Genomic DNA, 26,711 nt, shown 5'->3' with positions numbered 1-26,711 from the left:
GCAGGCGTCAGCGCGACGCGGTGATCTTGTCGAGGATCACGTCGGCCACCGCGACGGCACCCCGCGGATCGCCGGCCGGGCGCGGATCGGTGATCTCCACCTCGACGACGCAATCGCCGGCGACCCCGAGCGCCCGCAGCGCCGTCGGGGCGGCCGCACCGCCGGAGGTGTGCAGCACGCTCGCGGACACCATCCGGTCGTCGAACACGACGTCGGTGATCCGGCTCAGTTCGTCGGCGCCCGCCCCGGGCTGCTGCACGGCCACCGACTGCCCGTTGCAGCGCCGCCAGAGCTCGGTCGCGGCGCCGAAGAACGCCTGAGCCGCGCTTTGGTCCGTCATCTGCACGACCCCGAAGAATCCCGCCACCGGAGGTCCGTCGAAGCCGCCTCCGGCCCAGGTGTTGCTGGCCACCGACCGCACCGGGCTGTTCCGGTAGACGACGTCCTGCAACCGGTAGGCGGCGCCGACGCACTCCACCGGGGCGATGTTCGCGTCGGTGACGCTGCTCAGCAGGACCTCGGCGTCGCCCTCGACCGCGGTGCCCATCAGCGCGTTCGGCCCGGTGCCCAGCGCGCCTGCCAGCTCGGGTGCGGTGGGAAGGAGCCCGCCGAGCGGGATCGCCGGCGACGGCTGGGCGGCCTCGACGATCCGGACCACCGGACGCTGGTCGACCGGTGCGCCGGCACAGCCCGACAGCACGGCGCCGGCGCAGACCGCGCCCACCGCACCGCCGGCGATACCGCGTGTGACCCGCCTCGACATACCCCTTGAGTAGCACGCCGCAGGCCGGCGCGCGACCCGCTTCAGAGAACCCTCAGAAGTACCCGTTGGCTGGTGGGGTCGTTCCGTTGACCAGAAAGTCGCCCACCGCGTGCGCCTTGTAGTCCAGCGGGTTGTGGCTGGCGACCGTGCGCGCGTTGCGCCAGTGCCGGTCCAGGTTCAGCTTGCGCGACGTCGCCGATGCCCCGCCGGTGTCGAAGAGCCGTTGCGCGGCCTGCAGGGCCAGTCGCTCGGCGACCAGCTGGGCCTGCGCCACCTCCACGGCGGCGTCTGCCAGCGCCTCGGCGTCGTCGACGGAACCGCTGTCCACCAACGTGTCCAGGGTGTCGGCCGCCGACAGCACCAACGTCTCGGCGGCGGCCGCCGCGGCCGCGATCTCACCGACCGCGTGCAGCACGAACGGGTCGGCACCGGCACGGTCGGCGACCGAGTGCGCCGCCGGACGGGCCTTGGTCTGCACGTACTCCACGGCGTCGCGGCGCACCGCGGCCGCGATCCCCGCCGCGACCGCGGCGAGATACAGCTGAAGGAAGGTCGTGCTGTGCCCGAGATGGGCACCGTCGGAGACGGTCGTCACCTCCACAGGGGCGATCTCGACGTCGGTGAAACGGGTGGCGCCACTGGCGGTGGTGCGCTGCCCGAAGCCGTCCCAGTCGTCGAACAGTTCGACGCCGTCACGGTCCGTCGGCACGATCACCTGCACGTCGTTGCCCGCGGCATCGATCGCCGACACCGCGATCGCATCGGCGTACAGCGTGCCCGTCGAGTAGAACTTGTGCCCGTTGAGCCGCAACACCCCGTTCGCATCGGCCAGCACCGTGGTCTCCGAGCTGCTTGGGGCACGTCCCCTCGCGTCGGTGATCGCGTTGCCGACCACCAGCCCTGCGTTGATCTTCGGGAACCACTCGGCACGCTCGCCGTCGCCGGCGCGGTTGCTCAGCAGCCGCTCGGAGAACCCGAAGTGCGCCCGAAGTGCCTGCGCGACATTGGAACTCCCCGACGCGATCTGGATGACCGCCGACAGTACGTCGCGGATGCTGCCGCCGGGGCCGCCGTAGCGCCGCGGCACCCGCAGGGTCAGGATGCCGATGCGGCGCAACTCCGCGACCGCATCGTGCTGCAGTACCCGTTCCCGCTCGGCGGACGGATCCTCGGCACGCAGCGTCTCGACGATCGGCGCGAGCCGGGCGAGCCGGTCGGCCACGTCACCGGCGGCACGGGTGTCCACGGTCAGGGTCATCGTTCTCCTCATGGGGCGAATCGCGGGATGATGTGCTCGGCGAACCGGTCGAGTTCGGTTTCCAGCGGCTGGAACTGCAGCATGAACAGCTCGATGCCCGCAGTGTGAAATGCCGAGATCCGTTCCGCGACGGTGTCATAGCTACCCACCAGGCCGGCTAGTGTGCCGCCGTTGGACCCGACCCGGCTGGTGTCGGCGAGCACCTTGTACATCTGGGTCTTCGGATCGGTGCCGCCGGAAATCTCGGGCCGTTTCTCGGCATCCACCAGCGCCTGCAGGTGCACGGCCTCCGCACGTGCCTCGGCGTCGGTGTCGCGCGCGATCACGAACGCCGACAGCCCGAACCGCAACGGCGGCCCGCCGGCACGGCGGGACCGCAGATCGGCGATGACGTCTGCGGTGTCGGGCAGCGGCCTGCCGTTGATGAAGAACACGTCGGCGGTCGCGGCGGCCAGCGCGCGGCCCGGCTCGGATTCGCCGCCGACGTAGACCGGCGGGACGAAACGCGGCACCGGCCGCACCAGCGCGGGCTGGCGGCCGCCGGTGTCGACCTGCTTGCCTGCCCAGAGCGCGGTGACGATCTCGAGCCACTCCCGAGTGTGGGCATAGCGGTCGTCGTGGTCGAGCAGGTCGACGCCGAGCGCTTCCAGTTCCGGCAGGAACCAGCCGCTGACCACGTTGATCGACAGCCGTCCTCCGGAGATGTCGGCGATGTTGGCGGCGATCTTGGCGAATACCAACGGGTTCAGCAGCAGCGGCTTGATCGCGCCGATCAGCTCGATGCGCTCGGTGGCCTCGGCGATGCCGGCCAGCGTCGACCACGTCTCCAGCACGTCGTCTTCGACGTCGCTGGGGTGGATCACATGCTGGGCGACCAGCGTCGCGTCGAACCCGACCCGCTCGGCGTGCACGATCAGGTCGCGGTTGCGCCGGTAGCTCGCGTCGGGCGGATCCTGGGGATGATGACGGGCGCCGTGGTTGCCGTAGACCGGCGCCCACACCCCGAACCTGGGGCGGGCGGTCACTCCGGCTGAACCATTCGCTCCGCTCATGACGTGCTCAGGTAGCGATCGCGCTCCCAATCGCTGACATGGCCCACGTACTGCTCCCATTCGCTGCGCGCGATCGCGGCGAAGTCGAGCACCGACTCGGCGCCCAGGATCTCCAGGATGGTGTCGTCCTGCACGGCGAGCGCCACCGCGGTGCCCAGCGAGTCGGGTAGCGGGGTGCCCTTGCCGTAGAGGTTGCCGGTCGCCTGCTCCGGGGGCTCGCGCCGCGCCTCCAGGCCCGCGACGACGCCCGCCAGCGCCGAGGCGATCAGCCAGTAAGGATTGGAATCCGATGCTCCGGAACGCAATTCGATACGGGAGGCCTCGGGCTTGTCCTCGATCAGCGAGCGGATCGCCGCGCTGCGATTATCCCGGCTCCAGTTGACCGTGTCGGGAGCGAACGTGTCCGGCGCGAACCGGCGGTACGCGTTGACCGAATGCGCACCGAACAGCGTGATCGAGGGCAGGTGCTCGAAAAGCCCGGCGATCGCGTAACGCGCGTCCTGGCTCTCGGCGCCGTCGACCGCCGCGAAGGCCGGCTCGTCGCCGCGCCACAACGAGATGTGCAGGTGCGCCGAGCTTCCCGAGTGCTCCGAGAACGGCTTGGGCATGAAGCTGGCGAGCTTGCCGTGCCTGCGCGCCACCTCCTTGGCGGCGTATTTGAGCCGGGCGCTGTCGTCGGCGGCGGCCAGCGCATCGGTGTAGACGAGGTTGGTCTCGACCTGGCCCGGGCCGTACTCGGTCTGGATGCCCTCCAGACGCGTGAACGCGCCGAGGGTTTGGTACAGGTCGGCGATCAACGGATCCAGCGCGTTCGCGTTCTCCAGCGAGTAGGCCTGGATCTTGTCGATGATCGGCGCACCGTCGAGCTCGAGCAGGTAGAACTCGAACTCGACACCGATGTTGGCGCTGTAGCCCAGCCCGTCCAGCCGGGCCAGCACCCGCTTCAGCACGGCGCGCGGGTCCAGCAGCGACGGGGTGCGGTGATGGGTGACGATATCGGAGATCACGTGTCCGACGCCGGGGCGCCACGGCACCCGGGTGAACGTTGAGAAGTCCGGCACCGCATACACATCCGGGTAGCCGCCGTCCCAGTTGGTCAGCCGCAGCCCGTCGATGACCGTGCCGTCGGTGTTCCAGCCGAGCGCAGCCTCGCAGAACGCGAACCCGGTGCCGGCCGCCCGGTCCAGGAACTGCGCGGCCGGGATCCGCTTACCGGCGGCGTGGCCGAACGGGTCGGTCCAGGCCACCTCGATCTCGTGCAGCGTGCCGTCGGCGATGCCGTCGCGCAGTTCGTCGGCCGCGACGCCGATCTGTGGTCCGGACAGCTGCGTCATGACGAGGTCTTCCGCCCGACGAGTGCTTTGCCTGCGGCGACGCCGATCACGAACGCGCCCAACAGAACCCCGATCACCACCGCGGCCAGCACGGCGGAGCCGCCGACCAGATCGCTGAGGTTGGTCAGGATCAGCACCAACGAGCCGAGCAGGCCCACGAGGCCGAGTGCCGGTGCGATGCGCACCCGCCACTGCGAGTTGCCGCGGCGGTCCTTGGCGAAGAAGACCAGGACGGCCACGCTGGTCGCGATCAGCAGCACCACGATGCCGACGGTCGTCGTCCCGGCGAACCACGTGTAGAACTGCGCGGCCGGGTCGAGCCCGAACACCACGGCCAGCAGCACGCTGAGCGCGACGACGCCGGAGATCCACAGCGAAGCCTGGTGCGGCGAACCGTGTTCGGCGTGCGGGCGGCTCAGCGCGGCGGGCAGCACGTCCTTCTGAGCCAGCGCGAAGAGGTAGCGCGACGCGACGTTGTGGAACGCCAGGATGCACGCGAACAGGCTGGTGAAGTACAGCACCGTGATCACGTCGGCGCCGAAGACACCGATGTAGCGCGACGCGGTGTCGCCGAGGAACGTCCCGCCGTTGTCGGTGGCCTGGGCGACCGCCTGCTCGTCACCCCATCCGGAGATCAGCGCCCAGCTGGTGATCGCGTAGAAGATGCCGATCAGCAGCAGCGAGAAGTAGGTGGCGCGCGGGATGGTGCGCTCGGGCGTGCGGGCCTCGTCGCGGAAGATCGCGGTCGCCTCGAACCCGACGTAGCTGATGATCGCGAAGAGCAGTCCGATGCCAAGGGATCCCGAGAAGATCGCGTCCGGGTTCACGATGCCCGACGACAGGCCGTGGTCGCCGCCGCGGACGACGATGACCAGGTCGAGGATCGCGACGATCGCGATCTCGGCGGTCAGCAGCACCGCGAGCACCCGGCTGGACAGTTCGATGTTGCGGTAGCCGAGGTAGGTCGTCACGGCGAACGCGGCGGCGGCGAACAGCCACCACGGTAGCGCGGGCCCGCCGAACAACTCGACGACGCTCGCCCCGGCCGGACCGAGCAGGCCGTAGACCCCTGCTTCGAGAGCCACGTAGCTGACCACGGCGACGAACGCGATGCCGATGCCGACCGGGAGGCCGAGGGACTGCCGGACGTAGGAGAAGAACGCGCCCGCCTCCTCGACGTGCGGGGTCATCGCGGTGAAGCCCGCCGAGAACAGCAGCAGGATCACGGTCGCGACGATGAACGTCGCCGGGAAGCCCGCCCCGTTACCGGCCGCCAGCCCCAGCGGCACCACGCCGCCGATGACCCCGAGCGGCGCCGCGGCGGCGACGACCATGAACACGATCGATGCGACGCCGAGGTTGCCCCGCAGCCGCCGTGGATCCGGCGTTTCGGAGCCTTCTGAGGCTGCCGGTAGCTTTGCTGTCACCCCTGGATCGGGCAGCGTTGCTTCAGACATGGGGACACCCTCCTGGTGTTTCGGGCCGTGCTGAACGCAACGTAGAGACGTATCTCACGTTGCTCAATCGTTCGGGTCAGCGTGAATTCTTTTCGCCGGCGCGGTTCGCGGGCCGGTGCGACGGCGGGACTCCGCGTTCGCGCGGGGTCATCGCGCCCCAGATCCCGTAGCGTTCCGGGACGCTGACGGCATGTTCGCGGCAGCGCAGCAGCACCGGGCAGTCGGCGCAGATGCGCTTGGCCTGCTCTTCGAGTCCCCGTCGGTCAGCACGCGGCGCGTTCTCCGGGAAGAACAGGTCGGCGGGGTGGTCGAGGCACTTGCCGGACAGCTGCCAACTCCAGTATTCGTCGGCGTCGAGTCGTGGCTGCCATACCGCGGTCATGCGTGCATGCTCACCCAGATCCGGGCTCCCGCCCAGATATCAACTCCCCGTGAGCTTTACACCCACCCCCACCGGCCGAGCGCGCGTGTCTGCACGGTGACACGCCGCGCACAGTGGCATTTCAGGCGCCCTCGCGGGCGTCGAGCGCGCGGTGTCAGCGCGCTGTCACACGCTGAACAGGATGCCGCCGAGCACCACCGCGGCAACCCCGGCCAGCACGACGATCCACACCCAGCGCGTGGCGAGCGCCGAGGAGTCGAACGCCTCGGTGATCAGCCACGGTGTCGGCGTCTCCTCCATGCGTCCACGCTAGGCGCGGCGGGCTGAGACCGGCGGTGACCGAAGCGCCGAGATGCCGACCCTCGGCTCAAATACCCTGCCGGACAACCGGATCAGCACATCGGGCTTTTGAATCAGCCCGCACCGAACTACTTCTTCGGTTTGTCGGCCGTGGATTCGGTGGACAGTGCCGCGACGAAAGCCTCCTGCGGGACCTCGACCCGGCCGATGGTCTTCATCCGCTTCTTGCCTTCCTTCTGCTTCTCCAGCAGCTTGCGCTTACGGGTGATGTCACCGCCGTAGCACTTGGACAGGACGTCCTTGCGGATGGCACGGATGTTCTCGCGTGCGATGATCCTCGAGCCGATCGCGGCCTGCACCGGCACCTCGAACTGCTGGCGCGGGATCAGCTCCTTGAGCTTGGTCGTCATCTTGTTGCCGTACGCCGCGGCGCCGTCCTTGTGCACGATCGCACTGAACGCGTCGACGGCCTCGCCCTGCAGCAGGATGTCGACCTTGACCAGATCGGCTTCCTGCTCGCCTGCCTCCTCGTAGTCCAGGCTGGCGTAGCCGCGCGTCCTGGACTTCAGCGAGTCGAAGAAGTCGAAGATGATCTCGCCCAGCGGCATCGTGTAGCGCAACTCGACCCGCTCCGGCGACAGGTAGTCCATGCCGCCGAGCTCGCCGCGCCGCGACTGGCACAGCTCCATGATGGTGCCGATGAACTCACTCGGCGCGATGACGGTGGTCTTGACCACCGGCTCGAACACCGACCGGACCTTGCCCTCAGGCCAGTCCGACGGGTTGGTGACGACCATCTCGGTGCCGTCGTCCTTGACCACCCGGTAGACGACGTTGGGCGCCGTGGAGATCAGGTCGAGATTGAATTCGCGTTCCAGCCGCTCCCGGGTGATCTCCATGTGCAGCAGCCCCAGGAACCCGCACCGGAACCCGAAGCCCAGCGCCACCGACGTCTCGGGCTCGTAGGTCAGTGCGGCGTCGTTGAGCTGCAGCTTGTCCAGTGCCTCGCGCAACACCGGGTAGTCGGAGCCGTCCACCGGATACAGGCCCGAGTACACCATCGGCTTGGGCTCGCGGTAGCCGGTCAGCGGCTCCACCGCGCCGTGGCGCGCGGTCGTCACGGTGTCGCCGACCTTGGACTGGCGGACGTCCTTCACGCCGGTGATCAGGTACCCGACCTCGCCGACGCCGAGTCCGTCGGAGGGCTTGGGTTCGGGCGAGACGATGCCCACCTCGAGCAGCTCGTGGGTGGCGCCGGTGGACATCATCTTGATCCGCTCGCGCGGGGTGATCTTGCCGTCCACCACGCGGACGTAGGTCACCACGCCGCGGTAGATGTCGTAGACCGAGTCGAAGATCATCGCGCGGGCGGGGCCGTCCGGGTCGCCCTGCGGCGGCGGGATCTGGCGCACCACGTGGTCGAGCAGCTCCCCGACCCCGGCGCCGGTCTTGCCCGACACCCGCAGCACGTCCTCGGGTTCGCACCCGATGATGTGCGCGATCTCACCGGCGTAGCGATCCGGGTCGGCGGCGGGCAGGTCGATCTTGTTGAGCACCGGGATGATCGTCAGATCGCGGTCCAGCGCCAGGTACAGGTTGGCCAGCGTCTGCGCCTCGATGCCCTGGGCGGCGTCGACCAGCAGCACCGCACCCTCGCACGCCTCCAGCGCCCGGGACACCTCGTAGGTGAAATCGACGTGGCCGGGGGTGTCGATCAGGTGCAGGACGAACTGCTCGCCATCCACCTCCCAGGGCAGACGCACGTTCTGCGCCTTGATCGTGATGCCGCGCTCACGCTCGATGTCCATCCGGTCCAGGTACTGGGCGCGCATATCCCTGTCCGCGACCACACCGGTGAGCTGCAGCATCCGGTCGGCCAGCGTGGACTTGCCGTGGTCGATGTGGGCGATGATGCAGAAGTTCCGAATCTGCGCCGGCGCAGTGAACGTCTTGTCGGCGAAGCTAGCGATGGGAATCTCCTGGTGAGCGGGGTCTGTGAGCCTGATCAGGCGCCTCCAGAGTATCGAGCGCAACACCCCTCAGCCCAATCGAGGCCTCCGCGGACGCCCTATGCTTGGCGGGTATGGCGTCATCGTCATGGAATTTGAGGGCCTTTCAGCGCTTCCTGGTGAAGGGCACCGAAAACATCGTCTTCAACGAAGCGCCGAAACTGGTGCGTCAGCTGCAGAGGTCGGACACGCTGCAGCGCGGCATCCAGCAGGGCATCCGGATCGGGCTCGACGTGCTGACCGGACCGCCGCCGTCGCACGCGCCTGCCCTGCCGGCCGGGCGTCCCGTGTCGAAGAACTTCGTCCCGACCGCGCACCGGGCACGCCGGGTCTCCTATGCCCCCGACCTCGACGGCCGCGCCGACCCCGGCGAGATCGTGTGGACGTGGGTCACCTTCGAGGACGACCCGACCCGCGGTAAGGACAGACCGGTGCTGGTGGTCGGCCGCGACCGCGACATCCTGCTCGGCCTGATGCTGTCCAGCCAGGACCACCACCGTGACGACCCGAACTGGATCTCGATCGGCCACGGCAGCTGGGACTATGAAGGACGCGCCAGCTGGGTGCGGCTGGACCGGGTGCTCGACGTCCCCGAAGAGGGCATCAGGCGTGAGGGTGCGATCCTCGCCCGCGAGGTGTTCGACGTGGTCGCGGCGCGGCTGCGCGCCGAGTACAGCTGGAGCTGATCAGCTCGGCTGGCTTTATCGGGGATGTCGCCACATCTGCCACATGGTCGGGCCGCCGTCGGGCACGGTGAGCTCGCCGGTGACCTCGAAGCCGAACCGCATGTAGTACGGCACATTCGATTCCTTGCTGGACTCCAGATACGCCGGCGCGCCCTCGGCGTCGCACCGGTCCAGGCGTGACCGCATCAGCGCGTTGCCGAACCCCTTGCCGCGCGCGTCCGGGTCGCTGCCGATCACCCCGAGATACCAGTGCGGCTCCTCGGGATGGTTCTTCTTCATGACCTCCGACATCGTCATGCCGCGGCGCGCGTGCCGCCCCAACGCGCGGATGAGGCTCGGCATCATCCGCAGCTCCTCGCGTGGGGTCTGTTTCCAGCGCCCGGGCGGATCCCACAGCGACGCGGCGCCGACGGTGCCCGCTCCCCCGGCATCCACTGCCACCTCGGCGCCACCACCGGCCAGGAAGTGGTGCCGGGTCATCGCGCCGAACATCCGCTCCAGGGCGCGGACCCGGCGGGTCTCGTCGGGGATCATCCACACCATCACCGGGTCGTCGAAGAACGCCCGCGCCAGTACCTGCGACAGCTGTGTGACGTCCCGCTTCTCGACGAAGCGGACAGCGATGTCTCCCACCGCGGTCAGCCCTGGGTGATGTAGGCCTGCAGCTGCTGGTGTTCGCGCTCCAGCTGCTCCATCCGGGTCTTGACCACGTCGCCGATGCTGACGATGCCGGCAAGCCGCCCGTCGACCACCACCGGGACGTGCCGCACCCGGTTGTTGGTCATCAGCGCGCTCAGGCTGTCCACGGAATCCTGCGGTGTGCACGTCGCCACCAGCGTCGTCATGATCTCCGAAACCGGCCTGTGCAGAAGGTCAGCACCCATGTCGTGCAGCTTACGGACAACGTCGCGCTCGGACACGATGCCCAGCAGCCCGTCCGGCGACACCACGACCATCGCGCCGATGTTGCGCACCGCCAGCTCGGTCAGCAACCCGGCGACCGACGTCTCGGGGGTGATGGTGGCGACCGCCGACCCCTTGCTGCGCAGCACGTCAGATATCCGCATCGACCACTCCCTGGGTGATGTAGCTCACACCAGGCTACTACTCGGCGGTTCCCGGCGGGCCCGTGCCGCATAACCGAATCGCCCCCGATCCGCAGGACAGCAGCCGCCGGGACCGGTATACCTTCCGACATGATCGAAGTGACGCTGCTCGGCACCGGAAGCCCGATCCCCGACGCGCGCCGCGCGGGGCCGTCGACGCTGGTTCGCGCCGGCGATCAGACGTTCCTGATCGACTGCGGCCGCGGGGTGCTGCAACGTGCCGCCGCGATCGGGGTCGGCGCCAACCAGCTCTCGGCGCTGTTGCTGACCCACCTGCACAGCGACCACATCGCCGACCTCGGCGACGTCCTGATCACCCGCTGGGTGTCGAACTTTTCGCCCGACATGCCCCCGCTGCCGATCATCGGTCCGCCCGGGACAGCCGAGGTCGTCGAGAACACGCTCAAGGCGTTCCGGTTCGACATCGGCTACCGGATCGCCCACCATGCCGATCTGACCGCACCGCCGCTCGTCGAGGTCGAAGAGGTGACCGGCGGCGTGGTGTGGGGACGCGACGAGGTGTCGATCCGGGTGGGCCCGACCGACCACCGGCCGGTGGAACCCACCATCGCGTTCCGCATCGAGCACCACGGCGCATCGGTGGTGCTGGCCGGCGACACCGTGCCGTGCCAGGGCCTCGACCAGTTGGCCGCGGGCGCCGGGGCGTTGGTGCACACCGTGATCCGGCACGACCTGGTGGACGCACTACCGGTGCAGCGCATCCGTGACATCTGCGACTACCACTCCACCGTGGAGCAGGCCGCCGAGACCGCGACCCGGGCCGGGGTCGGAATCCTGATCCTGACCCACTATGTGCCTGCCCTGCAGCCCGGACAGGAGGACCAGTGGCGCGCCCTGGCCGCATCCCACTTCGACCGGCAGATCGAACTCGGTGACGACCTGCACCGCGTCGAGGTGCACCCCGGGGTGTGCGCTAAGCCAGCCTGGTGATCTCGACGATCACGTCGAGATCGGTGGCCCCCTCCCCGGAGTAGATGCCCTTGAGCGGTGCGACGTCCGAATAGTCCCGGCCCACCCCGACGCTGATGTACTGCTCGTTGATCTCGGCGTCGTTGGTCGGGTCGTAGTACTGCCACTCGCCGGTCCAGGCCTGGACCCAGGCATGGCTCTGCCCCTCGACGGTGTCGCCGATCTTCGCGTTCTTCTTCGGGTGCAGATATCCCGACACGTAGCGCGACGGAATCCCCATGCCGCGCAACATCATCAGGGTCAGGTGCGCGAAGTCCTGGCACACCCCCTTGCCTTCGCGCAGTGCGTCCACCCCGGAGGTGTGCACGCCGGTGGTGCCCGGCACGTAATTCAGTTCGCCCTGCACCCAGCGGGCCGCCTCGACCACAGCCTCGCGCGGCTCGTGATACTTCGCGATCCGCCGCCCGACCCGTTCGATGCGCTTGCTGGCCGGGACGTAATGCGTCGGCGCCAGCACCTCGTCGTAGCGGTCACGCACCGCTTCACTGGCGAGGTCGTCCCAGGTGACCTTCACCTCGGGCTCTTCGGGCTTGTCGGTCTCGACCACCGACGACGCCGTCACCTCGAGCTCGGTGTGCGGGGCGTGCAGATCGAACGCCGTCACCGCGGTGCCCCAGTAGTCGACGTAGCGGTAAGACCTTGTCGCGGGCACGGTTTCGACCCGGTTGAGGATCACGTTCTGCCGGGAGTCCGACCGCGGCGTCAGCCGCACCTCGTTGAACGACGCGGTGACCGGCGACTTGTAGGCGTAGCCCGTCGAATGCACCACACGCATCCGCCACATACTCAGATCTCCCCTTCTTCGATCACCAGCGCATTGCGTCCCGCATCCGTCCACGCCACCCACGGCGCCGCGTGGAAGTACTGCACCGCCAATGCTTCTCCGACGTCGAAGCACGTCTTCTGCAGACCGGCGAGCCGCTCTTCCAACGAGTCCAGCAGCACGCCGGGCTGCAGGAATTCCAGCTCGCTGCGGGCGCGCCCCAGCAGTCGCTGGGCCTCGGCGGTGGCGCCGAGCCGATCGTGGGGGCGCTTCATCAGTTCATCCAGGCTGTGCTCGGCCAGCCGCAACGAATAGAAGATGGACCGCGGGAAAAGCCGGTCCAGCAACATGAATTCGACCACCCGGCCCGCGTCGAGAGCGCCGCGGTAGGTGCGCAGGTAGGTGTCGTGCGCACCCGCCGAACGCAACAACGTGACCCATGCCGGGGACGACGCGCTGTCACCGACCCGCGACAACAGCAACCGCACCGTCATGTCGACCCGCTCCAGCGCGCGGCCCAGCACCATGAAGCGGTAACCGTCGTCGCGCGACAACGTCGAATCGGCCAGGCCGGCGAACATCGCGGCCCTGCCCTCGACGAAGGACAGGAACTCGTGCGGGCCCAGCCGCTTGGCCGCGCGTTCCCGCTCGGGCAGCGCGTTGTAGGTGGTGTTGAGGCACTCCCAGATCTCGGTCGAGGTGACCTCCCTTGCGCCGCGGGCGTTCTCGCGTGCCGCCGAGATCGCCTCGACGATCGAGCAACCCCCGTAGGTCTCCCGGCTGAACGCGACGATATCGGTCAGCGACCATACGTCGAGCGCCCCGGCGGGCGGATCGATGCCGAGGACCTTCAGCAGCGTCCGCGACGCCTGGTCCGGATCCACGCTGGAGTCCTCCAGCAGCTGGTGCACCGTGACGTCGAGGATCCGGGCGGTGTCGTCGGCGCGCTCGACATAGCGGCCGATCCAGTACAGCGATTCTGCGTTTCTCGCCAGCATCAGTTCCCCACCGCCCTACTGCTGTTGCTGCTGTTGATCCAGCGTGGATTCGACCTTGCCGTTCTTGCCCGACTTGCTCGTCGGCGCCTGCGGCAGCGACCGCACCACCTCGGCCGCGCCGAGCTCGCGGTCGGCGACCGACGTGCGCGACGCCAACACCCAGGTGTCCTTCGACCCGCCACCCTGGCTGGAATTGACGACCAGGGACCCCTCCGGCAGCGCGACCCGGGTCAGGCCGCCCGGCAGCACCCACACCTCGTCGCCGTCGTTGACCGCGAACGGGCGCAGGTCGACATGGCGCGGCGCGAGCGTGTCACCGATCTGGGTCGGCACCGTGGACAGCTGCATCACCGGCTGGGCGATCCAGCCGCGCGGGTCGGCGTTGATCTTCTTGGTGATCGTGGCCAGTTCCTTCTCGGACGCATCCGGCCCGAACACGATGCCGTAGCCGCCGGAACCCTCCACCGGTTTGATGACCAGCTCGTCGATGCGGTCGAGCACCTCCTCCCGCTCCTCGTCGAGCCAGCAGCGGAGGGTGTCGACGTTGGCCAGCAGCGGTTTCTCCCCGAGGTAGTACTCGATGATCGTCGGCACGTAGGTGTAGACGAGCTTGTCGTCGCCGACACCGTTGCCCACGGCGCTGGAGATCACCACATTGCCCGCGCGGGCGGCGTTGAGGATGCCCGCGACGCCGAGCACCGAGTCCGGCTTGAACTGCATCGGATCCAGGTAGTCGTCGTCGATACGGCGGTAGATCACGTCGACCTGTCGCTCACCGTCGGTGGTGCGCATGTAGACGGTGTTGTCGCGGCAGAACAGGTCGCGGCCCTCGACCAGCTCGACGCCCATCTGGCGGGCCAGCAGCGAGTGCTCGAAGTACGCGGAGTTGTAGACGCCGGGAGTGAGCACGACGACCGTGGGATCGGCGACGTTGTTGGCCGCTGCGTTACGCAGCGCCCGCAGCAGGTGCGACGAGTAGTCGCCGACCGCGCGCACGCGGTGCGTCGCGAACAGGTTCGGGAACACCCGCGCCATGGTGCGGCGGTTCTCCATCACATAGGAGACCCCCGACGGCGAGCGCAGATTGTCCTCCAGCACCCGGAAGTTGCCCTGGTCGTCGCGGATCAGGTCGATACCCGCGACATGGATGCGCACCCCGTTGGGCGGGGCGATGCCCACGGCTTCCCGGTGGAAGTGCTCGCAGGAGGTGACCAGCCGGCGCGGGATGACACCGTCGCGCAGGATCTCCTGTTCGCCGTAGATGTCGTCGAGGTACATCTCCAGCGCCTGCACCCGCTGCCGGATCCCGCGCTCGAGCCGGGTCCACTCGGCTGCCGAGATGACCCGAGGCACCAGGTCCAGCGGGAACGGGCGCTCCTGACCCGACAGCGAGAACGTGATGCCCTGGTCGGTGAACGCTCGGCTCAGTGCCTCCGACCTGGCCTCCAGGTCGGACACGTCGGCGGGTGCGAGCTCTTTGTGGATGCCCTTGTACGGGCCGCGGACGTTGCCCTGGGCGTCGAACATCTCGTCGAAGGCCTTCGCATACGAGCCCAGCTTGTTGTAGCCCCCGAAGACGCCGTCATGCCGCTTGGCGGTCTTCGCATTGCTACGAACGGTCCGTACCGTGTCGGTCGCCAAAATGTCCCCTACTCTTTCCCTTACGCACGAAGCGCGAGTATCCGAATGTCATGCTGCAGCATGCGGGCCATTTCGGCAGGCCAGCGGAGCTCGCTTTGGGGGATTTACCCACTCGCTGCTACCCTGAACAGTCGCTGCCCCCGTGCGGGCGCCTAAAGACTTCATCACCCAGTCGACATTTAGAAGGAATACACGCGTGGCCAATATCAAGTCGCAGGAGAAGCGGAACCGCACCAACGAGCGCCGCAGACTCCGCAACAAGTCGGTGAAGTCGTCACTTCACACGGCGGTCCGCGGATTCCGTGAGGCTGTGGAATCCGGTGACAAGGACAAGGCCGGCGAGCTGCTGGTCTCGACCAGCCGCAAGCTGGACAAGGCTGCCAGCAAGGGCGTCATCCACAAGAACCAGGCCGCCAACCGCAAGTCGGCGCTGGCCAAGGCCCTCAACAAGCTCTGATCGTTCGGCCGGCCCCGGTTCGCCGGGGACGGGCGCGAGCACTCCCCGCTCAGTCGCTGACCAGCTCTCAGCTGTCTACTCGCTGACCAGCTCTCCAGCTGTTTACTCGCTGACCAGCTCGGCGACTGAGCGGACTGCTTTCTCCAGTGCGTAGTCGGCATCTGCCGCAGCACCCTTGACATCGGCATTGAGCGCGGCCACCACGTGCACCGCCTCGGCGACCTTCTCGCGGGACCACCGCCGCGCCTGCTTCTGCGCCTTCTGCACCCGCCACGGCGGCATGCCCAGCTCCCCGGCAAGCCGGTACGGATCCCCGGACAGCGGCCCGACCCGGGCGATCGTGTGCACCGCCTCGGCCAGCGCATCGGCAAGCACCACGTGCGGTTCGCCCGCCATCATCGCCCAGCGCAGCGCCTCCGCCGCCCCGGCCACGTCGCCGACCACCGCCTTGTCGGCGATGTCGAACCCCTTCACCTCCGCGCGGCCCGAGTGGTAGCGCCGCACCGCCACCGCATCGACGGCGCCACCGGTGTCGGCGACCAGCTGCGAGCACGCCGAGGCGAGCTCACGGAGGTCGGATCCCACCGCGTCGATCACCGCGGTCACCGTCTCGTCGTCGACCTTCACCCGGTGGGCGCGGAACTCCTTGCGGACGAAGTCCGCGCGTTCGGACGCCTTGGTGATCCTGGCGCACGGGTGCACCTCGGCGCCGAGCTTCTTGAGGTGATCGGCAAGCGACTTCGCGCGGCCGCCACCGGAATGCACAACCACCATCAGGGTGCCGTCGGGCAGGTCCGCCGCCGCGGACTGGATCAGCGCCACCGCATCCTTGCCGGCTTCGCCGGCCGCCTCGAGCACCACGACGCGCTCGTCGGCGAACAGTGACGGACTGAGCAGTTCGGCGATCTCGCTGACGCTGACCTCGCCGGCACGCAGCCGGTCGACCGGCACGTCGGCGGTGCCCGCGGACGCGCGGGCGGCCTTGAGCACGTCCGCGACGGCGCGCTCGACCAGAAGTTCCTCGTCTCCCAGGATCAGGTGCAGGCCGGAGGTCTGTGTCACCGCACGATCGTGTCACGTCGCCCCGACACCACCCAATGCCATCCCGCCGCCGCGGCGAGCATCAGCATGGCCGCGATCAGCACACCGGTCGCCCCGGACGGCATCGGTACCGCGGCGGCGGGCATCCGTGCCGCCCACCGCGCGACGCCGAGCAGCCACCACACCTCGGGGCCGGTGAACCGGATCAGCACCTCCGCCCCGGCGGGCCACACCGCGCACAGGGCCGCCGCGGCCGTCCCGAGCACCGTGATCGGCGGGATCACAGGAGCCACCGCCAGGTTCGCGGCGACCGCGACCAGGCTCATCGACCCCGAGATCCCGGCCACCAGCGGTGCGGTGACCAGTTGGGCGGCCACCGCGACACTGACCGCGTCGGCGAGCGGGCGCGGCCACCCGCGGTCGACCAGGCGGCGAGACCACCCCGGGGCGATCACGATCAACGCCGCGGTCGCCGACACCGACAGCGCGAACCCGACGTCGACCGCGAGCCTCGGCGCGGCGACCATCACCGCGACGACGGTGGCCGCCAGCGCGGGCAACGCCTGCCTGCGCCGGTGCGACACCACGGCCAGCAACGTGATCGCCCCCATCAACGCGGCACGCAGCACGCTCGCCGACGGCTGCACCACGACGACGAACGCCACCAACGCCACCGCGGCCAGCGCGACCGCCGCTCTCGGCCCGATCACCACCGCCGACAACAGCACCGCGCCGCACACGATCGTGACGTTGGCACCCGAGACCGCGGTCAGGTGGGTCAGACCGGACCGGCGGAACTCGGCCGTCGCGGTGGCCGGAACGGAGCTGGTGTCCCCCAGCACCAACGCCGGCAGCATCGCGGCCTGATCCGGCGGCAGCGCCAGGCGCGCGGCATCGGCGAACCGGGTGCGCAGATGGTGCGCGGCCCGGTGGACCGCAGCGGCCTCCCCGACCGTGGGGTCGCCGGTGGCGGTGAGCACCGCCACCGTGAGATCACGTCGTGTGGGCCTGCCGATCCGGGCCCGGAACGCGGCGGGCTGGCCGGCGGCCAGACGCGCATAGTCACCGCCCGGGGCGAACACCAGCACATCGCCCGACGAGCGTGCCCCGTCCAACGCCGCCAGCGACCCGCGGAACATGGTGCGGCCACCCTCCAGCACGCGTGGGGTCTCCGTCGGCGTGACCGTCACGGTGGTGACGGTGCCGACGTAACCCGCGACGGGGTGACCGTCCACCGCGGCGACCCGCACCACGACCGCGACCGCGAACCCCGCACCGATCAGCGCGACCGCCAGCACCGCGGCCACCGGCATCCGGTGTGGTCCGCCCGGGGTACGGCGCCCGGCCCACCCGCCCAGCGCCGCGGTCACCGTGACCGCGACAGCCAGCGCGGTGACCGCGCCGGCACGCAGCCACAGGATGCCCGCCGCGGTCACCGCCCAGCCGGCCAGCGCGGCGGGCACCAGCCTCAGGTCCACCGCTCACACCCGGACCAGGTCGCGCAGCTTGTCCAACCGCGCCGGGCCGATGCCGTCGACGTCGCCGAGTTGGTCGACGCTGCTGAACCGGCCGTTGGCGTCTCGCCAGGCGACGATCGCAGCGGCGGTCACCGGCCCGACTCCGGGAAGCGTGTCGAGCTGTTCGGCGGTCGCGCTGTTCAGGTCGATCAATCCGCCTGGGGCCGCACCATTTTCAGGAGGGGCAGCGGATGCGGAGCCGCCCGCTTGCCCGACCACCGCACTGCCCATCTGGGTCGGCTGCCCCGGCGGCGCACCGATTCCGACCACGATCTGCTCGCCGTCGGCGACGCGCCTGGCCATGTTCAGACCGAGCACGTCCGCGCCGTCGAGCGGCCCGCCCGCGGCGTCGAGCGCGTCGGCGATCCGGGCCCCGGGCGACAACGTGACCAGGCCCGGCGTGCGCACCAGCCCGACCACGCTGACCACCACTGGTTCGGTGCCGCCGGCGCCACCGGCGGGCGGTGCGGTCGAGGAGACCGTCTCCACCGGCGGCAGCTTGGCCGAGACCACCGCGGGCGTCCTGTCGCCGATCAGCGTCAGCACGGTCACCAGCACCGCGACCGCGCCGACGACACCGAGCGCGATCACCCCCGCGCGTCCGGGGTCGGCCCGGATCTTCACCAGCCAGGCCGGCGGACCGCCCCCGCTGTCGGCCGGAAGCCATCGCGACAACGTGGTGTCCGGCGGTTCGTCCTCCTCGTCCTCCGCGGTATCGGGACCGGCACCCAGGCGGCGGCGCAGCCGGTCGGCGGGCAGTTCGGTGGACATGCCGTGACGGTATTGCCGCGTCCCGACGGCACGGCGGTGATCGCCTCATCGACGGCGCGGCCTGGGGATGAAGTCGGTGTTGGGGACAGCCGTGGTTAACATGGCTCTCCATATGAACCACCGCGCCCCGTTGATCGCAGGTGTGGCGTTCGCGGTGCTCTACGCGACAGCCGTGCTGGTACTTCCGGCCCTGCCCGGCCCCGACCCCGGCGTCGTCCGCATCCAGGCTCTGCTGCTGGCGTTCTCCGCGCTCGCGGTGGTGGTGGTGCTCGCGTTCGCCCGCGACCGGCTGACCGGACCGCCCGCGCACCTGTTCACCATCGGCGCGTCGGTCACCGTCGCGCAGCTGTGCGTGTCGGTGTGGTTCGTCGCCGGGCCGGCGCTGCGGCCGGGTCAGGTCACCGTAGGGACCGAGCTGGCCCTCGACGACATCGCGGCGATGTGGCTGCCGGTGACGACCCTCGCCCACATCATGGTTGCTGTCCCGATCCTGTTGTCCGCCAACGACGGTCATCTACCGCGCTGGCTGGGCACCGGTGCGGCGGTGTTCACCGTGGAGCAGCTGATCGAGACGATCACCATCATCGGGCCGCCCGGCAGCTTCATCTCCCCCGGCGGGCCGATGAACCACTACCTCGGCGGTCTGCTGACGGCGGGATTCTTCCTGGCCCTCGGCGTCGCCCTGACCTTGCCGGATGCACCCCGCCCCGATCCGGACACACCCGCCGACGACAGCCCCACCGCGGAGATGTCCGCGACCGAACACCCGGGAGACTGATGGCACTACCCCGGCTCGTCCCCGCATCGGCCGACGACGCGCCCACCCACGAGGAGCTGCGTCACCAGGTCCGCGAGTTCCTCGCCGAACAACGCGCCGCCGGTGCGTTCACCCCGTCCCCGGATGCGTGGCTGAGCGGATGGGACGAGGGGTTCACCGCCGCGCTGGCCCAACGCGGCTGGCTGGGGATGACGGTGCCGCAGGCCTACGGCGGGCACGGCCGCACCTTCGGCGAACGGTTCGCCGTCACCGAGGAACTGCTGGCGGCGGGAGCACCCGTCGCGGCGCACTGGATCGCCGACCGGCAGATCGTGCCGTCACTTCTGAAGTCCGGCACCGACTTCCAGAAGTCACATTTCCTGCCCAGGATCGTGCGCGGCGAGTGCTTCTTCGGCATCGGGATGAGCGAACCGGATTCCGGCTCGGACCTCGCCAGCGTGCGCACCAAGGCCGAACGCGCCGACGGCGGCTGGGTGCTGACCGGCACCAAGGTCTGGACGTCCGGCGCCCACCTCGCGCATGCGTTCATCGCGCTGGCCCGCACCGAGCCGATGGATCCCGCACACCGCCACGCCGGGCTGAGCCAGTTCATCGTCGACCTGCGCGGCCCGGGTGTGGACATCCGCCCGATCGTGTCGATGAACGGCGCCCACCACTTCAACGAGGTGATCCTCGACGGCGCGTTCGTACCCGACGAGATGGTGTTCGGCACGATCGGGCAGGGGTGGCAGCAGGTCACCTCAGAGCTCAGCTTCGAGCGCAGCGGCCCCGAACGGTTCCTGTCGACGTTCGTGCTGCTTGACGTGTGCGCGGAACACACGGCCGCACAACGTTTTCCGCGTAACGAGGACCTCGGCAGGCTGGTCGCCAGGATCGCCGGACTCCACCAGATGTCCTCCGCGGTCGCCGGCGCACTCCAACGGCACGAACCCGCCGACGTGCCCGCGGCCGTGGTGAAGGTGCTGGGCACCACCACCGAAGGCGATATCGCGGAGTTCGCCCACCTCGCCCTCGACAGCGCGGTGGATGGGGAGTTCTCGACGATGTTCTCGACGATGGCCACCGCCGCGGTGGATCAGCGTCCCGGCTTCACGCTGCGCGGCGGAACCAACGAGGTGCTGCGCGGCGTCATCGCCCGCGGATTGGGAATCCGATGACGACACCCGGTGTGGACCCCGCCCTGGCCGAGATGATGGACGCGGTGTTGACCGAACACGGCACCGACGCCGGCCTGTGGCGCCGCCTCGACGACCTCGGACTGGTCCGGTTGACAGGCGCCGAGGAATCCGGCGGGAGCGGCGCGGGCTGGAACGAGGCCGCCGAACTGTTGTCCGCCGCCGTGCGCCACGGCGTCCGGATTCCGCTGGCCGAACACGACCTGCTGGCGTGCTGGCTGCTCGAGAGAGTGGGGCTGCCGTGCGATTCCGCGGTGCGGACGGTGTGTGTCCTGGACGGAGACGGGCGGGCCGTCGGGGTGCCGTGGGCGTCGCGTGCGGACCGGATCGTCGTCGTGTGGCCGCACGGCGACGGTCACGCCGTCGCCGACGTGGCGGCCGACATGCTCACCATCACCCCCGGCGCCAACATGATCGGTGAGCCGAGGGACTCGGTACACGCCGACACCGGCGCGTTGACCGGGGCCGCTGTGCCCACCGCGGCGCTCACGCAATTGTGGCACCGCTCGGCGCTGGTGCGTGCCGTCCAGATCTGCGCCGCGCTGGACCGTGCCCTCGCACTGTCCGTCGAGCACGCGTCGTCACGACAGCAGTTCGGCCGACCGCTTGCGAAATTCCAGGCGGTGCAACATCAGATCGCCGACATCGCCGCCGAGGCCGCACTGGCCCGGTCGGCCACCGAAGCCGCGCTGTCGCGCGCGGCCGCGACCGACTGGACCGGAGACGACCTGGAATTCCTTGTCGCCGCGGCCCGTTCGTGCGCCGGTCACGCGACCACCGTGGTCGTGCGCGGCGCCCACCAGGTGCACGGAGCCATCGGCACCACCCGCGAGCACCGGCTGCACGAGTTCACCCGGGCCGCACTGGCGTGGCGTTCGGAGTTCGGCTCGGTGCGGTACTGGGACGCCCGGCTGACCGACATGGCGCTGCAGGCGAGCCCTGGACGCCTGTGGGGCCTGATCTGTCCGTAGCCGGGGTCAGCGCACGACGACCGGGCTCGGGATCCGCGGTTCACCCAACAGCTCCCGGTGCGACGGTGGTGTGCGTCCGTCCTCGTCGGTGAGTCCGTATCGGGCCGCGGCCTCCGCCGCGATCACGGTGTGGCCGCTGAGCGCCCCGAGATCCGGGTCCCGGTAGAGCGCGTCGATCACGTACCCGGTGAACTCCGGGGTCTCGGCCTGCTGCGCGAAGGCCTGCAGTGCTTCTGGATTCCCGTCGAAGGCCGAGCGCAGCTTCTCGGTCAGCAGGATGCCCATCCACACCGAGACCGTCGCGACGCCGGTGCCGCGGAAGTCGACCGCCATGTCCGCGGCCATCTTGTCGACCCCGGCCTTCTGCGCCCCGTAGGCGGCGCCGTGCATGTAGCACACCGATCCGGGTGAGGATGTGAACGCGATGAGGCCGCGATCCTGCTGGATCAGCAGCGGCGCGGCGTGCCAGGCCGCGATGTAGGACGATCGCAGCCCGACGCTCAACACGTCGGCCAGATCACGTGGCTTCTCCCAGAACGGTTTCGGGCTCACCAGGTGATCGGAGATGGCCGCGGCGTTGTTGACCAGCAGATCGAGCCGGCCGGTTTCGGCGCCGACACGGTCGAAGAACCGGGCCACCGCGTCGTCGTCACGGTGATCCACCGCGACCCCGACACCCCAGGCCGGCGCCTTGGCGAAGCCACGCGCGGTGCCGTAGACCCGCCAGCCGCGCGCGGCCAGCGCCGTCGCGATACCCAGGCCGGCTCCGCGGCTGGCTCCGGTCACCACCGCCACCGGGGTCGCCATGTCGCTCATGCGGTCACCTTAGAGGCAGTAGCTTGCTGTGTGAACAACACTCGACGAGGAGGGCCATGACCACCACCGACCGACCGCTGCGCGTGATTCAGTGGACCACCGGCAACATCGGGCGCCGCTCATTGCACGCGATCATCGGCCGCGACGACATGGAGCTCGTCGGGGTGTACGCGCACGGTGCCGACAAGGTCGGTGTGGACGCCGCCGAGTTGTCCGGCTGGCCGGAACCGACCGGGGTGAAGGCCACCTCCGACATCGAGGAACTGATCGCACTGCGGCCGGATGCGTGCTGCTACAACCCGCTGTGGCCGAACATCGACGAACTGGCCCGGCTGTTGGAGTCCGGGATCAACGTGTGTTCGAGCGCGGCCTGGATCACCGGAGGCAAGCAGACCCCGCAGGACCTCGACCGGATCAGAAAAGCCTGCGAGACAGGCAATTCCACGATTTTCGGCAGCGGTGCGCATCCCGGGATGAGCAACCTGGTGGGGATGGTGCTCTCGGGTGCGTGTGAGCGGGTCGACGAGATCAGGATCACCGAGTCGGTGGACTGCTCCACCTATGAATCCGCGGGCACGCAGACCGCGATGGGGTTCTCGCAGGACCCCGACACCCCGGGCCTGGCCGAGAGCGTCCGCCGCGAAAGCGAGGTGTTCGCCGAGTCCGCGGCGATGATGGCCGACGCGATCGGCGCCACGCTGGACCGGATCACGTTCGACGTCACCTTCACCCCGGCCACCGGTGACAGCGACCTCGGGTTCATGAAGATCCCGAAGGGCACCGTGGCCGGTGTGCACGGGTATCACCGCGGCTGGGCCGGCGACCGCAACGTGGTCAGCGTCGGGTTCAACTGGATCATGGGCGAACACGTCGTCCCACCCAAGCCGCTGGAGCACGGGCACGTGGTGCAGGTGTTCGGGCTGCCCAACATGCGCACGGTGGTGCACTGCCTGCCGCCGAAGGACTGGACCGAGCCGGGGTTCATGGGGCTGGGCATGATCTACACGGCGATGCCGGTGACCAATGCCGTACCGGCGGTGGTCGCCGCTGCGCCCGGCATCGTCACGCTGGCCGACCTGCCGCCGATCACCGGCCGCGCGGCCGGGTGATGCCGCGGCGTCAGGTGACCTGAACCGCGACGCCGACCGCGCCTGCGCCGACGTGGATCGACAGCAGCGGCCCCATGTCGGCGACGGTCAGCGAGGACAGTTGCGGGAGCCGCTGGGTCAGCGCGGCGCCCAGCTCGTCGGCGGCGTCGTGGTTGTCGACGTGGTGCACGACCACCTCGGCGGGGCGCTCACCGACAACCCCGGCGACCCGGTCGACCATCGCCGCGTGCGCCTTGCCGACCGTGCGGATGCGCTGATCGAGCACCAGCCGGCCGTCGACGTCCAGGCACAGCAGCGGTTTGAGCGCGAGCGCGGTGCCCAGCCACGATGCCGTGGTGCGGATGCGGCCACTACGGCGCAGATTGTCAAGCCGGTGCACGACGAGGAACACCTGGGTGCGGCCGATCGCGGACCGGGCGGCGGCCTCGACCGCGTCGAGGTCGCCGCCGGCGTCGGCGCATGCGGCCGCGGCGAGCGCGACGAAGCCGACCCCCATCGCTGCCGAGCGCGAGTTGACCACGCGCACTGCGGGTCCGAACTCGCGGGCGGCCAGCGCCGCGGCGCTGTAGGTGCTCGACAGCGCACCGGACAGGTGCACCGCGACGACACCGTCGCCGCCGCTGTCGGCCAACGCCTGCCGGTAGGTCTCGGCGAGTTCCTCCGGTGCGGCCCCCGCGGTGGTCACCTTCGGCCGGTCGTGGATGTCGTACGGGATGTCGTCGACCCCGTCGCGCAGGTCGGTGCCGTCGAGCAACACATGCAACGGCACCTCGCGCACATCCCACCGGTGGCGCACCTCGGGACGCAGGCGCGACGACGAATCGCTGACGACGACGACGGGCATACCGGCTCGCTAACCGCGCGAGTCGGGCACGTGCACGCCCGCCTCGGCCAGTCCTTTGAGCATGAGGTCGGCCACCGCGCGGTGCGCCTCGAAGTTCCAGTGGATGCCGTCCGGGTTGCCCCGCCCACTCGTCACCTCGTCCCCCACCGCCTCTTTGAGGTCGACCAGAGGAACGGCATGCTCGGCGGCCCACCGGGTGATCGCCGCGACCGTGCCCGGCCGTCCGCGGTGCGAGTGTCCGTAGGTCGGCGCGATGTGCACCGACGGCAACGAGGCCACCACGGGTATCCCCGGACGGTTGAAATCGATTGCCGCTCTCGTCATCTCGAGGTACTCGGCGGTCAGGTGCGGAGGCAACGCGGGCCGCGCGATCGGCGACAGTCTGGGCTGCAGCCAGCCGTATCCGTCGCGTGCCCATCGCCGAAGCCGCGGCGGCCGCACGTAACGGATCAGTTCCCGCAGCGCGGTCGGCAGCGGTGAGGGCAGCGAGTCCATTCCCGAGGTCGCGAAGACCACCGCACCGGCCCTCGGCAACGCGGCCCAGGAGCGCGGATCCTGGGTGGCGGCCCACCACACGTCGCGGCTGGTCCAGCCGATCCGGCCGATCAGCTCGACATCCCAGTCCAGTTGTCCGGCAACGAGGTTGGGCCAGATACGCGGATCGTCGGCGGGCAGTCCCCCGCTCGGGCCGTAGTAGGACAGCGAATCGCAGAACACCAGCAGTGTGGTGCGGCCCGGCTGCGGTGCCGGAGTCGCCTCAGAGGACATCGCCGGCGACCTGTGCCGAGGCGTTCCAGACGTCCAGGCGCCACCGGATGTCGTCGAAGGAGCTGGGATCCCCGTCGGCGCGGGTGTGCCCGGCCAGCTGCACCCAGCTCGCGTTGCCCATGCCGCCGAGCACCGGCCAGTTCTCCGGCGGCAGGTCCAGCAGTGCGGCGGTCAGCGCGGCGATCAGCCCGCCGTGCGCCACCAGCACCACCGGCCGGTCGGCGTCAACGGCACCCCAGTCGGACTGCTGCGCGACCAGTTCGCGCACCAGCGGCACGCTGCGTGCGGCGACGTCGATCCTGCTCTCCCCGCCGTGCGGGGCCCACCGGGCGTCGTCACGCCACGCCAGCCTCGCACCGGGTGCCTGCGCGTCGACCTCCAGATGGGTCAGACCCTGCCAGTCCCCGAGATGGGTCTCCCGCAGCCGGGCGTCGATATTGACCGGCTGACCGCAGCGGTCGCCGAGGACGACGGCGGTGTCGAGCGCGCGCCGCAGATCCGACGACACGATCAGCAGGGGCTGACGTTTGGCCAGCGACTCGGCGGCCGCGGCGGCCTGCTCGCGGCCGAGTTCGGACAGGTCGGTGTCGAGCTGGCCCTGCATGCGGCTGCCGGCGTTGTACTCGGTCTGGCCGTGCCGCAGCATGACGAGCCTGCGGATTCTCATCGCCCGTCCTCGGCCTCGTCCTCGCCGGTGGTCGGCGCGTCGAGGTCGACCGGCACGGTCGGGCAGTCACGCCAGAGCCGGTCGAGTGCGTAGAAGTTGCGTTCGTCCTGGTGCTGGACGTGCACGACGATGTCGACGTAGTCGAGCAGCGTCCAGCGTCCCTCGCGGGTGCCTTCGCGGCGCGCGGGTTTGTACCCGGCGCGGCGCATCTTCTCCTCGACCTCGTCGACGATCGCGTTGACCTGCCGGTCGTTGCTGCCGGAGGCGATCACGAAGCAGTCCGTGATGACGAGTTGGCCGGAGACGTCGATCACCACGACGTCCTCGGCGAGCTTGGCCGCGGCCGCCTTGGCGGCGATGGTGGCCATTTCGATGGCTTCAGGTGTGGCGGTCAGGGACGGTCTCCTTCAACTGCGAGGTCCTGGCCGCGATAGAGGTCGCGTTTGGCGACGTACTGCACGACGCCGTCGGGAACCAGGTACCAGATGGGGCGGGACTGTTCGGCGCGCAGCCGGCAGTCGGTGGACGAGATCGCGAGGGCGGGCACCTCCACCAGATGCAGCGCATCGGAGGGAAGCTCGGCCATCGCTGCGGTGATGTGCTTACCGTCCAGTTCGTAGCCGGGCCTGCTGACCCCGACGAACCGGGCGATCGAGAACATCTCCTCCCAGTTCTGCCACGACAGGATCGACGCCAGGGCGTCGGCGCCGGTGATGAAGTACAGATCCGCGTCGGGGTTCTGGGCGTGCAGGTCACGCAGCGTGTCCTTGGTGTACGTCGGCCCGCCGCGGTCGATGTCGACCCGGCTGACGGAGAACTGCGGGTTGGACGCCGTGGCGATCACCGTCATCAGGTAGCGGTCTTCGGCCGGCGTGACGGCCCGGCTGCGCTTCTGCCAGGGCTGCCCGGTCGGGACGAACACCACCTCGTCGAGGTCGAACAGGTCGGCGACCTCACTGGCCGCGACGAGGTGTCCGTGGTGGATGGGATCGAACGTCCCACCCATCACCCCTAGCCTCCTGCGACGGCGCCCGCCTGACTGCACGAATAGCGAGCTT

29 protein-coding genes are annotated in these 26,711 nt (G+C 69.7%); 7 read left to right on the top strand and 22 right to left on the bottom strand.

What is annotated here, in order from left to right; translation table 11 throughout:
• Positions 1 to 7 precede the first annotated feature (7 nt).
• The 8 genes from NTM_RS16710 to lepA form a co-directional block, all read right to left on the bottom strand.
• A complete protein-coding gene (locus NTM_RS16710) occupies positions 8 to 763 on the bottom strand; it encodes a sensor domain-containing protein (RefSeq protein WP_163766900.1) in 756 nt (251 codons plus the stop codon).
• 52 nt (positions 764 to 815) lie between these two features.
• Positions 816 to 2,021: an acyl-CoA dehydrogenase family protein gene (locus NTM_RS16705; protein ID WP_232079734.1), complete on the bottom strand. Its 1,206-nt coding sequence runs from the start codon at positions 2,019 to 2,021 to the stop codon at positions 816 to 818.
• Between the two features lie 8 nt (positions 2,022 to 2,029).
• Positions 2,030 to 3,046, bottom strand: a complete 1,017-nt coding sequence (locus tag NTM_RS16700) for an LLM class flavin-dependent oxidoreductase (RefSeq protein WP_232079733.1) — start codon at positions 3,044 to 3,046, stop codon at positions 2,030 to 2,032.
• Positions 3,047 to 3,069: 23 nt separating this feature from the next.
• Positions 3,070 to 4,407, bottom strand: coding sequence for a glutamine synthetase family protein (locus NTM_RS16695; RefSeq protein ID WP_163766898.1), 1,338 nt, complete (start codon positions 4,405 to 4,407; stop codon positions 3,070 to 3,072).
• Complete coding sequence (locus NTM_RS16690; protein ID WP_163766897.1) at positions 4,404 to 5,864, bottom strand: APC family permease; 1,461 nt, start codon at positions 5,862 to 5,864, stop codon at positions 4,404 to 4,406. The genes NTM_RS16695 and NTM_RS16690 overlap by 4 nt, the downstream gene beginning before the upstream one ends.
• A 76-nt stretch (positions 5,865 to 5,940) precedes the next feature.
• Positions 5,941 to 6,246, bottom strand: a complete 306-nt coding sequence (locus tag NTM_RS16685) for a WhiB family transcriptional regulator (protein ID WP_163766896.1) — start codon at positions 6,244 to 6,246, stop codon at positions 5,941 to 5,943.
• 165 nt (positions 6,247 to 6,411) lie between these two features.
• Positions 6,412 to 6,546: a hypothetical protein gene (locus NTM_RS29015; protein WP_272955231.1), complete on the bottom strand. Its 135-nt coding sequence runs from the start codon at positions 6,544 to 6,546 to the stop codon at positions 6,412 to 6,414.
• Positions 6,547 to 6,674: 128 nt separating this feature from the next.
• Entirely contained in the window at positions 6,675 to 8,579 is a 1,905-nt protein-coding gene (gene lepA / locus NTM_RS16680; protein WP_163766895.1) for a translation elongation factor 4, read from the bottom strand.
• A 50-nt stretch (positions 8,580 to 8,629) separates the two neighbouring features.
• On the opposite strand from lepA, the gene NTM_RS16675 reads away from it, so the two are divergent.
• On the top strand, positions 8,630 to 9,241 hold the full coding sequence (locus NTM_RS16675; RefSeq protein WP_104863351.1) for a type II toxin-antitoxin system PemK/MazF family toxin: 612 nt from the start codon (positions 8,630 to 8,632) through the stop codon (positions 9,239 to 9,241).
• Positions 9,242 to 9,256: 15 nt separating this feature from the next.
• Here NTM_RS16675 and NTM_RS16670 read toward each other — a convergent pair whose 3' ends face one another.
• Together NTM_RS16670 and NTM_RS16665 are read right to left on the bottom strand one after the other, a co-directional pair.
• Entirely contained in the window at positions 9,257 to 9,874 is a 618-nt protein-coding gene (locus NTM_RS16670; RefSeq protein ID WP_104863352.1) for a GNAT family N-acetyltransferase, read from the bottom strand.
• Positions 9,875 to 9,879: 5 nt separating this feature from the next.
• The gene (locus tag NTM_RS16665; RefSeq protein ID WP_104863353.1) at positions 9,880 to 10,308 is read right to left on the bottom strand and encodes a CBS domain-containing protein; all 429 of its coding nucleotides are present in this window, start codon (positions 10,306 to 10,308) and stop codon (positions 9,880 to 9,882) included.
• Positions 10,309 to 10,437: 129 nt separating this feature from the next.
• On the opposite strand from NTM_RS16665, the gene NTM_RS16660 reads away from it, so the two are divergent.
• Positions 10,438 to 11,298, top strand: coding sequence for a ribonuclease Z (locus NTM_RS16660; protein WP_104863354.1), 861 nt, complete (start codon positions 10,438 to 10,440; stop codon positions 11,296 to 11,298).
• Here NTM_RS16660 and NTM_RS16655 read toward each other — a convergent pair.
• Genes NTM_RS16655 through NTM_RS16645 form a run of 3 tightly spaced genes read right to left on the bottom strand, consistent with a single transcriptional unit; the run spans position 11,282 to position 14,739 of the window.
• A complete protein-coding gene (locus NTM_RS16655; RefSeq protein ID WP_163766894.1) occupies positions 11,282 to 12,121 on the bottom strand; it encodes a transglutaminase family protein in 840 nt (279 codons plus the stop codon). The two genes, NTM_RS16660 and NTM_RS16655, sit on opposite strands and share 17 nt — an antisense overlap.
• 2 nt (positions 12,122 to 12,123) lie before the next feature.
• Positions 12,124 to 13,098, bottom strand: a complete 975-nt coding sequence (locus NTM_RS16650) for an alpha-E domain-containing protein (RefSeq protein WP_104863356.1) — start codon at positions 13,096 to 13,098, stop codon at positions 12,124 to 12,126.
• A gap of 15 nt (positions 13,099 to 13,113) precedes the next feature.
• The gene (locus NTM_RS16645; protein WP_163766893.1) at positions 13,114 to 14,739 is read right to left on the bottom strand and encodes a circularly permuted type 2 ATP-grasp protein; all 1,626 of its coding nucleotides are present in this window, start codon (positions 14,737 to 14,739) and stop codon (positions 13,114 to 13,116) included.
• A 196-nt stretch (positions 14,740 to 14,935) separates the two neighbouring features.
• Here NTM_RS16645 and rpsT point away from each other — a divergent pair, with 196 nt between their 5' ends.
• Positions 14,936 to 15,196, top strand: coding sequence for a 30S ribosomal protein S20 (gene rpsT, locus NTM_RS16640; protein WP_104863358.1), 261 nt, complete (start codon positions 14,936 to 14,938; stop codon positions 15,194 to 15,196).
• 102 nt (positions 15,197 to 15,298) lie between these two features.
• On the opposite strand, the gene holA is transcribed toward rpsT, so the two are convergent.
• The 3 genes from holA to NTM_RS16625 are packed head-to-tail and all read right to left on the bottom strand — an operon-like array spanning position 15,299 to position 18,525.
• Positions 15,299 to 16,258 carry a DNA polymerase III subunit delta gene (holA, locus tag NTM_RS16635; RefSeq protein WP_163766892.1) on the bottom strand — a complete coding sequence of 320 codons (960 nt, stop codon included), beginning with the start codon at positions 16,256 to 16,258 and terminating at the stop codon, positions 15,299 to 15,301.
• Positions 16,255 to 17,715 (bottom strand): ComEC/Rec2 family competence protein, encoded by a 1,461-nt coding sequence (locus NTM_RS16630; RefSeq protein ID WP_163766891.1) that lies wholly within the window; start codon positions 17,713 to 17,715, stop codon positions 16,255 to 16,257. The genes holA and NTM_RS16630 overlap by 4 nt, the downstream gene beginning before the upstream one ends.
• 3 nt (positions 17,716 to 17,718) lie before the next feature.
• Positions 17,719 to 18,525, bottom strand: coding sequence for a ComEA family DNA-binding protein (locus tag NTM_RS16625; protein ID WP_163766890.1), 807 nt, complete (start codon positions 18,523 to 18,525; stop codon positions 17,719 to 17,721).
• Positions 18,526 to 18,637: 112 nt separating this feature from the next.
• On the opposite strand from NTM_RS16625, the gene NTM_RS16620 reads away from it, so the two are divergent.
• From NTM_RS16620 to NTM_RS16610, 3 genes are read left to right on the top strand one after another with little or no spacing between them, the layout of a single operon-like run.
• On the top strand, positions 18,638 to 19,303 hold the full coding sequence (locus NTM_RS16620; protein WP_232079732.1) for a hypothetical protein: 666 nt from the start codon (positions 18,638 to 18,640) through the stop codon (positions 19,301 to 19,303).
• A complete protein-coding gene (locus NTM_RS16615) occupies positions 19,303 to 20,460 on the top strand; it encodes an acyl-CoA dehydrogenase family protein (RefSeq protein WP_163766889.1) in 1,158 nt (385 codons plus the stop codon). The genes NTM_RS16620 and NTM_RS16615 overlap by 1 nt, the downstream gene beginning before the upstream one ends.
• Positions 20,457 to 21,449, top strand: coding sequence for an acyl-CoA dehydrogenase family protein (locus tag NTM_RS16610; RefSeq protein ID WP_163766888.1), 993 nt, complete (start codon positions 20,457 to 20,459; stop codon positions 21,447 to 21,449). The genes NTM_RS16615 and NTM_RS16610 overlap by 4 nt, the downstream gene beginning before the upstream one ends.
• Before the next feature lie 6 nt (positions 21,450 to 21,455).
• Here the strand turns inward: NTM_RS16610 and NTM_RS16605 are convergent, their stop codons facing one another.
• On the bottom strand, positions 21,456 to 22,265 hold the full coding sequence (locus tag NTM_RS16605) for an SDR family NAD(P)-dependent oxidoreductase (RefSeq protein ID WP_163766887.1): 810 nt from the start codon (positions 22,263 to 22,265) through the stop codon (positions 21,456 to 21,458).
• A gap of 56 nt (positions 22,266 to 22,321) precedes the next feature.
• Between NTM_RS16605 and NTM_RS16600 the strand changes: the two genes are divergently transcribed.
• Positions 22,322 to 23,374 carry an NAD(P)H-dependent amine dehydrogenase family protein gene (locus NTM_RS16600; RefSeq protein ID WP_104863365.1) on the top strand — a complete coding sequence of 351 codons (1,053 nt, stop codon included), beginning with the start codon at positions 22,322 to 22,324 and terminating at the stop codon, positions 23,372 to 23,374.
• Between the two features lie 10 nt (positions 23,375 to 23,384).
• Here the strand turns inward: NTM_RS16600 and NTM_RS16595 are convergent, their stop codons facing one another.
• Genes NTM_RS16595 through nadD form a run of 5 tightly spaced genes read right to left on the bottom strand, consistent with a single transcriptional unit; the run spans position 23,385 to position 26,698 of the window.
• Positions 23,385 to 24,218, bottom strand: coding sequence for a DegV family protein (locus NTM_RS16595; RefSeq protein WP_104863366.1), 834 nt, complete (start codon positions 24,216 to 24,218; stop codon positions 23,385 to 23,387).
• Between the two features lie 9 nt (positions 24,219 to 24,227).
• Complete coding sequence (octT, locus tag NTM_RS16590) at positions 24,228 to 24,986, bottom strand: diglucosylglycerate octanoyltransferase (protein WP_104863367.1); 759 nt, start codon at positions 24,984 to 24,986, stop codon at positions 24,228 to 24,230.
• Positions 24,976 to 25,653 carry a glucosyl-3-phosphoglycerate phosphatase gene (gpgP, locus tag NTM_RS16585; protein WP_104863368.1) on the bottom strand — a complete coding sequence of 226 codons (678 nt, stop codon included), beginning with the start codon at positions 25,651 to 25,653 and terminating at the stop codon, positions 24,976 to 24,978. The genes octT and gpgP overlap by 11 nt, the downstream gene beginning before the upstream one ends.
• On the bottom strand, positions 25,650 to 26,048 hold the full coding sequence (rsfS, locus tag NTM_RS16580) for a ribosome silencing factor (protein ID WP_163769515.1): 399 nt from the start codon (positions 26,046 to 26,048) through the stop codon (positions 25,650 to 25,652). Before rsfS ends, gpgP begins: the two co-directional genes overlap by 4 nt.
• A complete protein-coding gene (gene nadD / locus NTM_RS16575; protein WP_104863370.1) occupies positions 26,045 to 26,698 on the bottom strand; it encodes a nicotinate-nucleotide adenylyltransferase in 654 nt (217 codons plus the stop codon). The genes rsfS and nadD overlap by 4 nt, the downstream gene beginning before the upstream one ends.
• Positions 26,699 to 26,711: the final 13 nt, after the last annotated feature.

This window comes from Mycolicibacterium parafortuitum (assembly GCF_010725485.1).
Lineage (GTDB): Bacteria > Actinomycetota > Actinomycetes > Mycobacteriales > Mycobacteriaceae > Mycobacterium.
The sequence above is the reverse complement of the archived record's forward strand: the minus strand, read 5'-3'. Positions and strand labels throughout refer to the sequence as shown.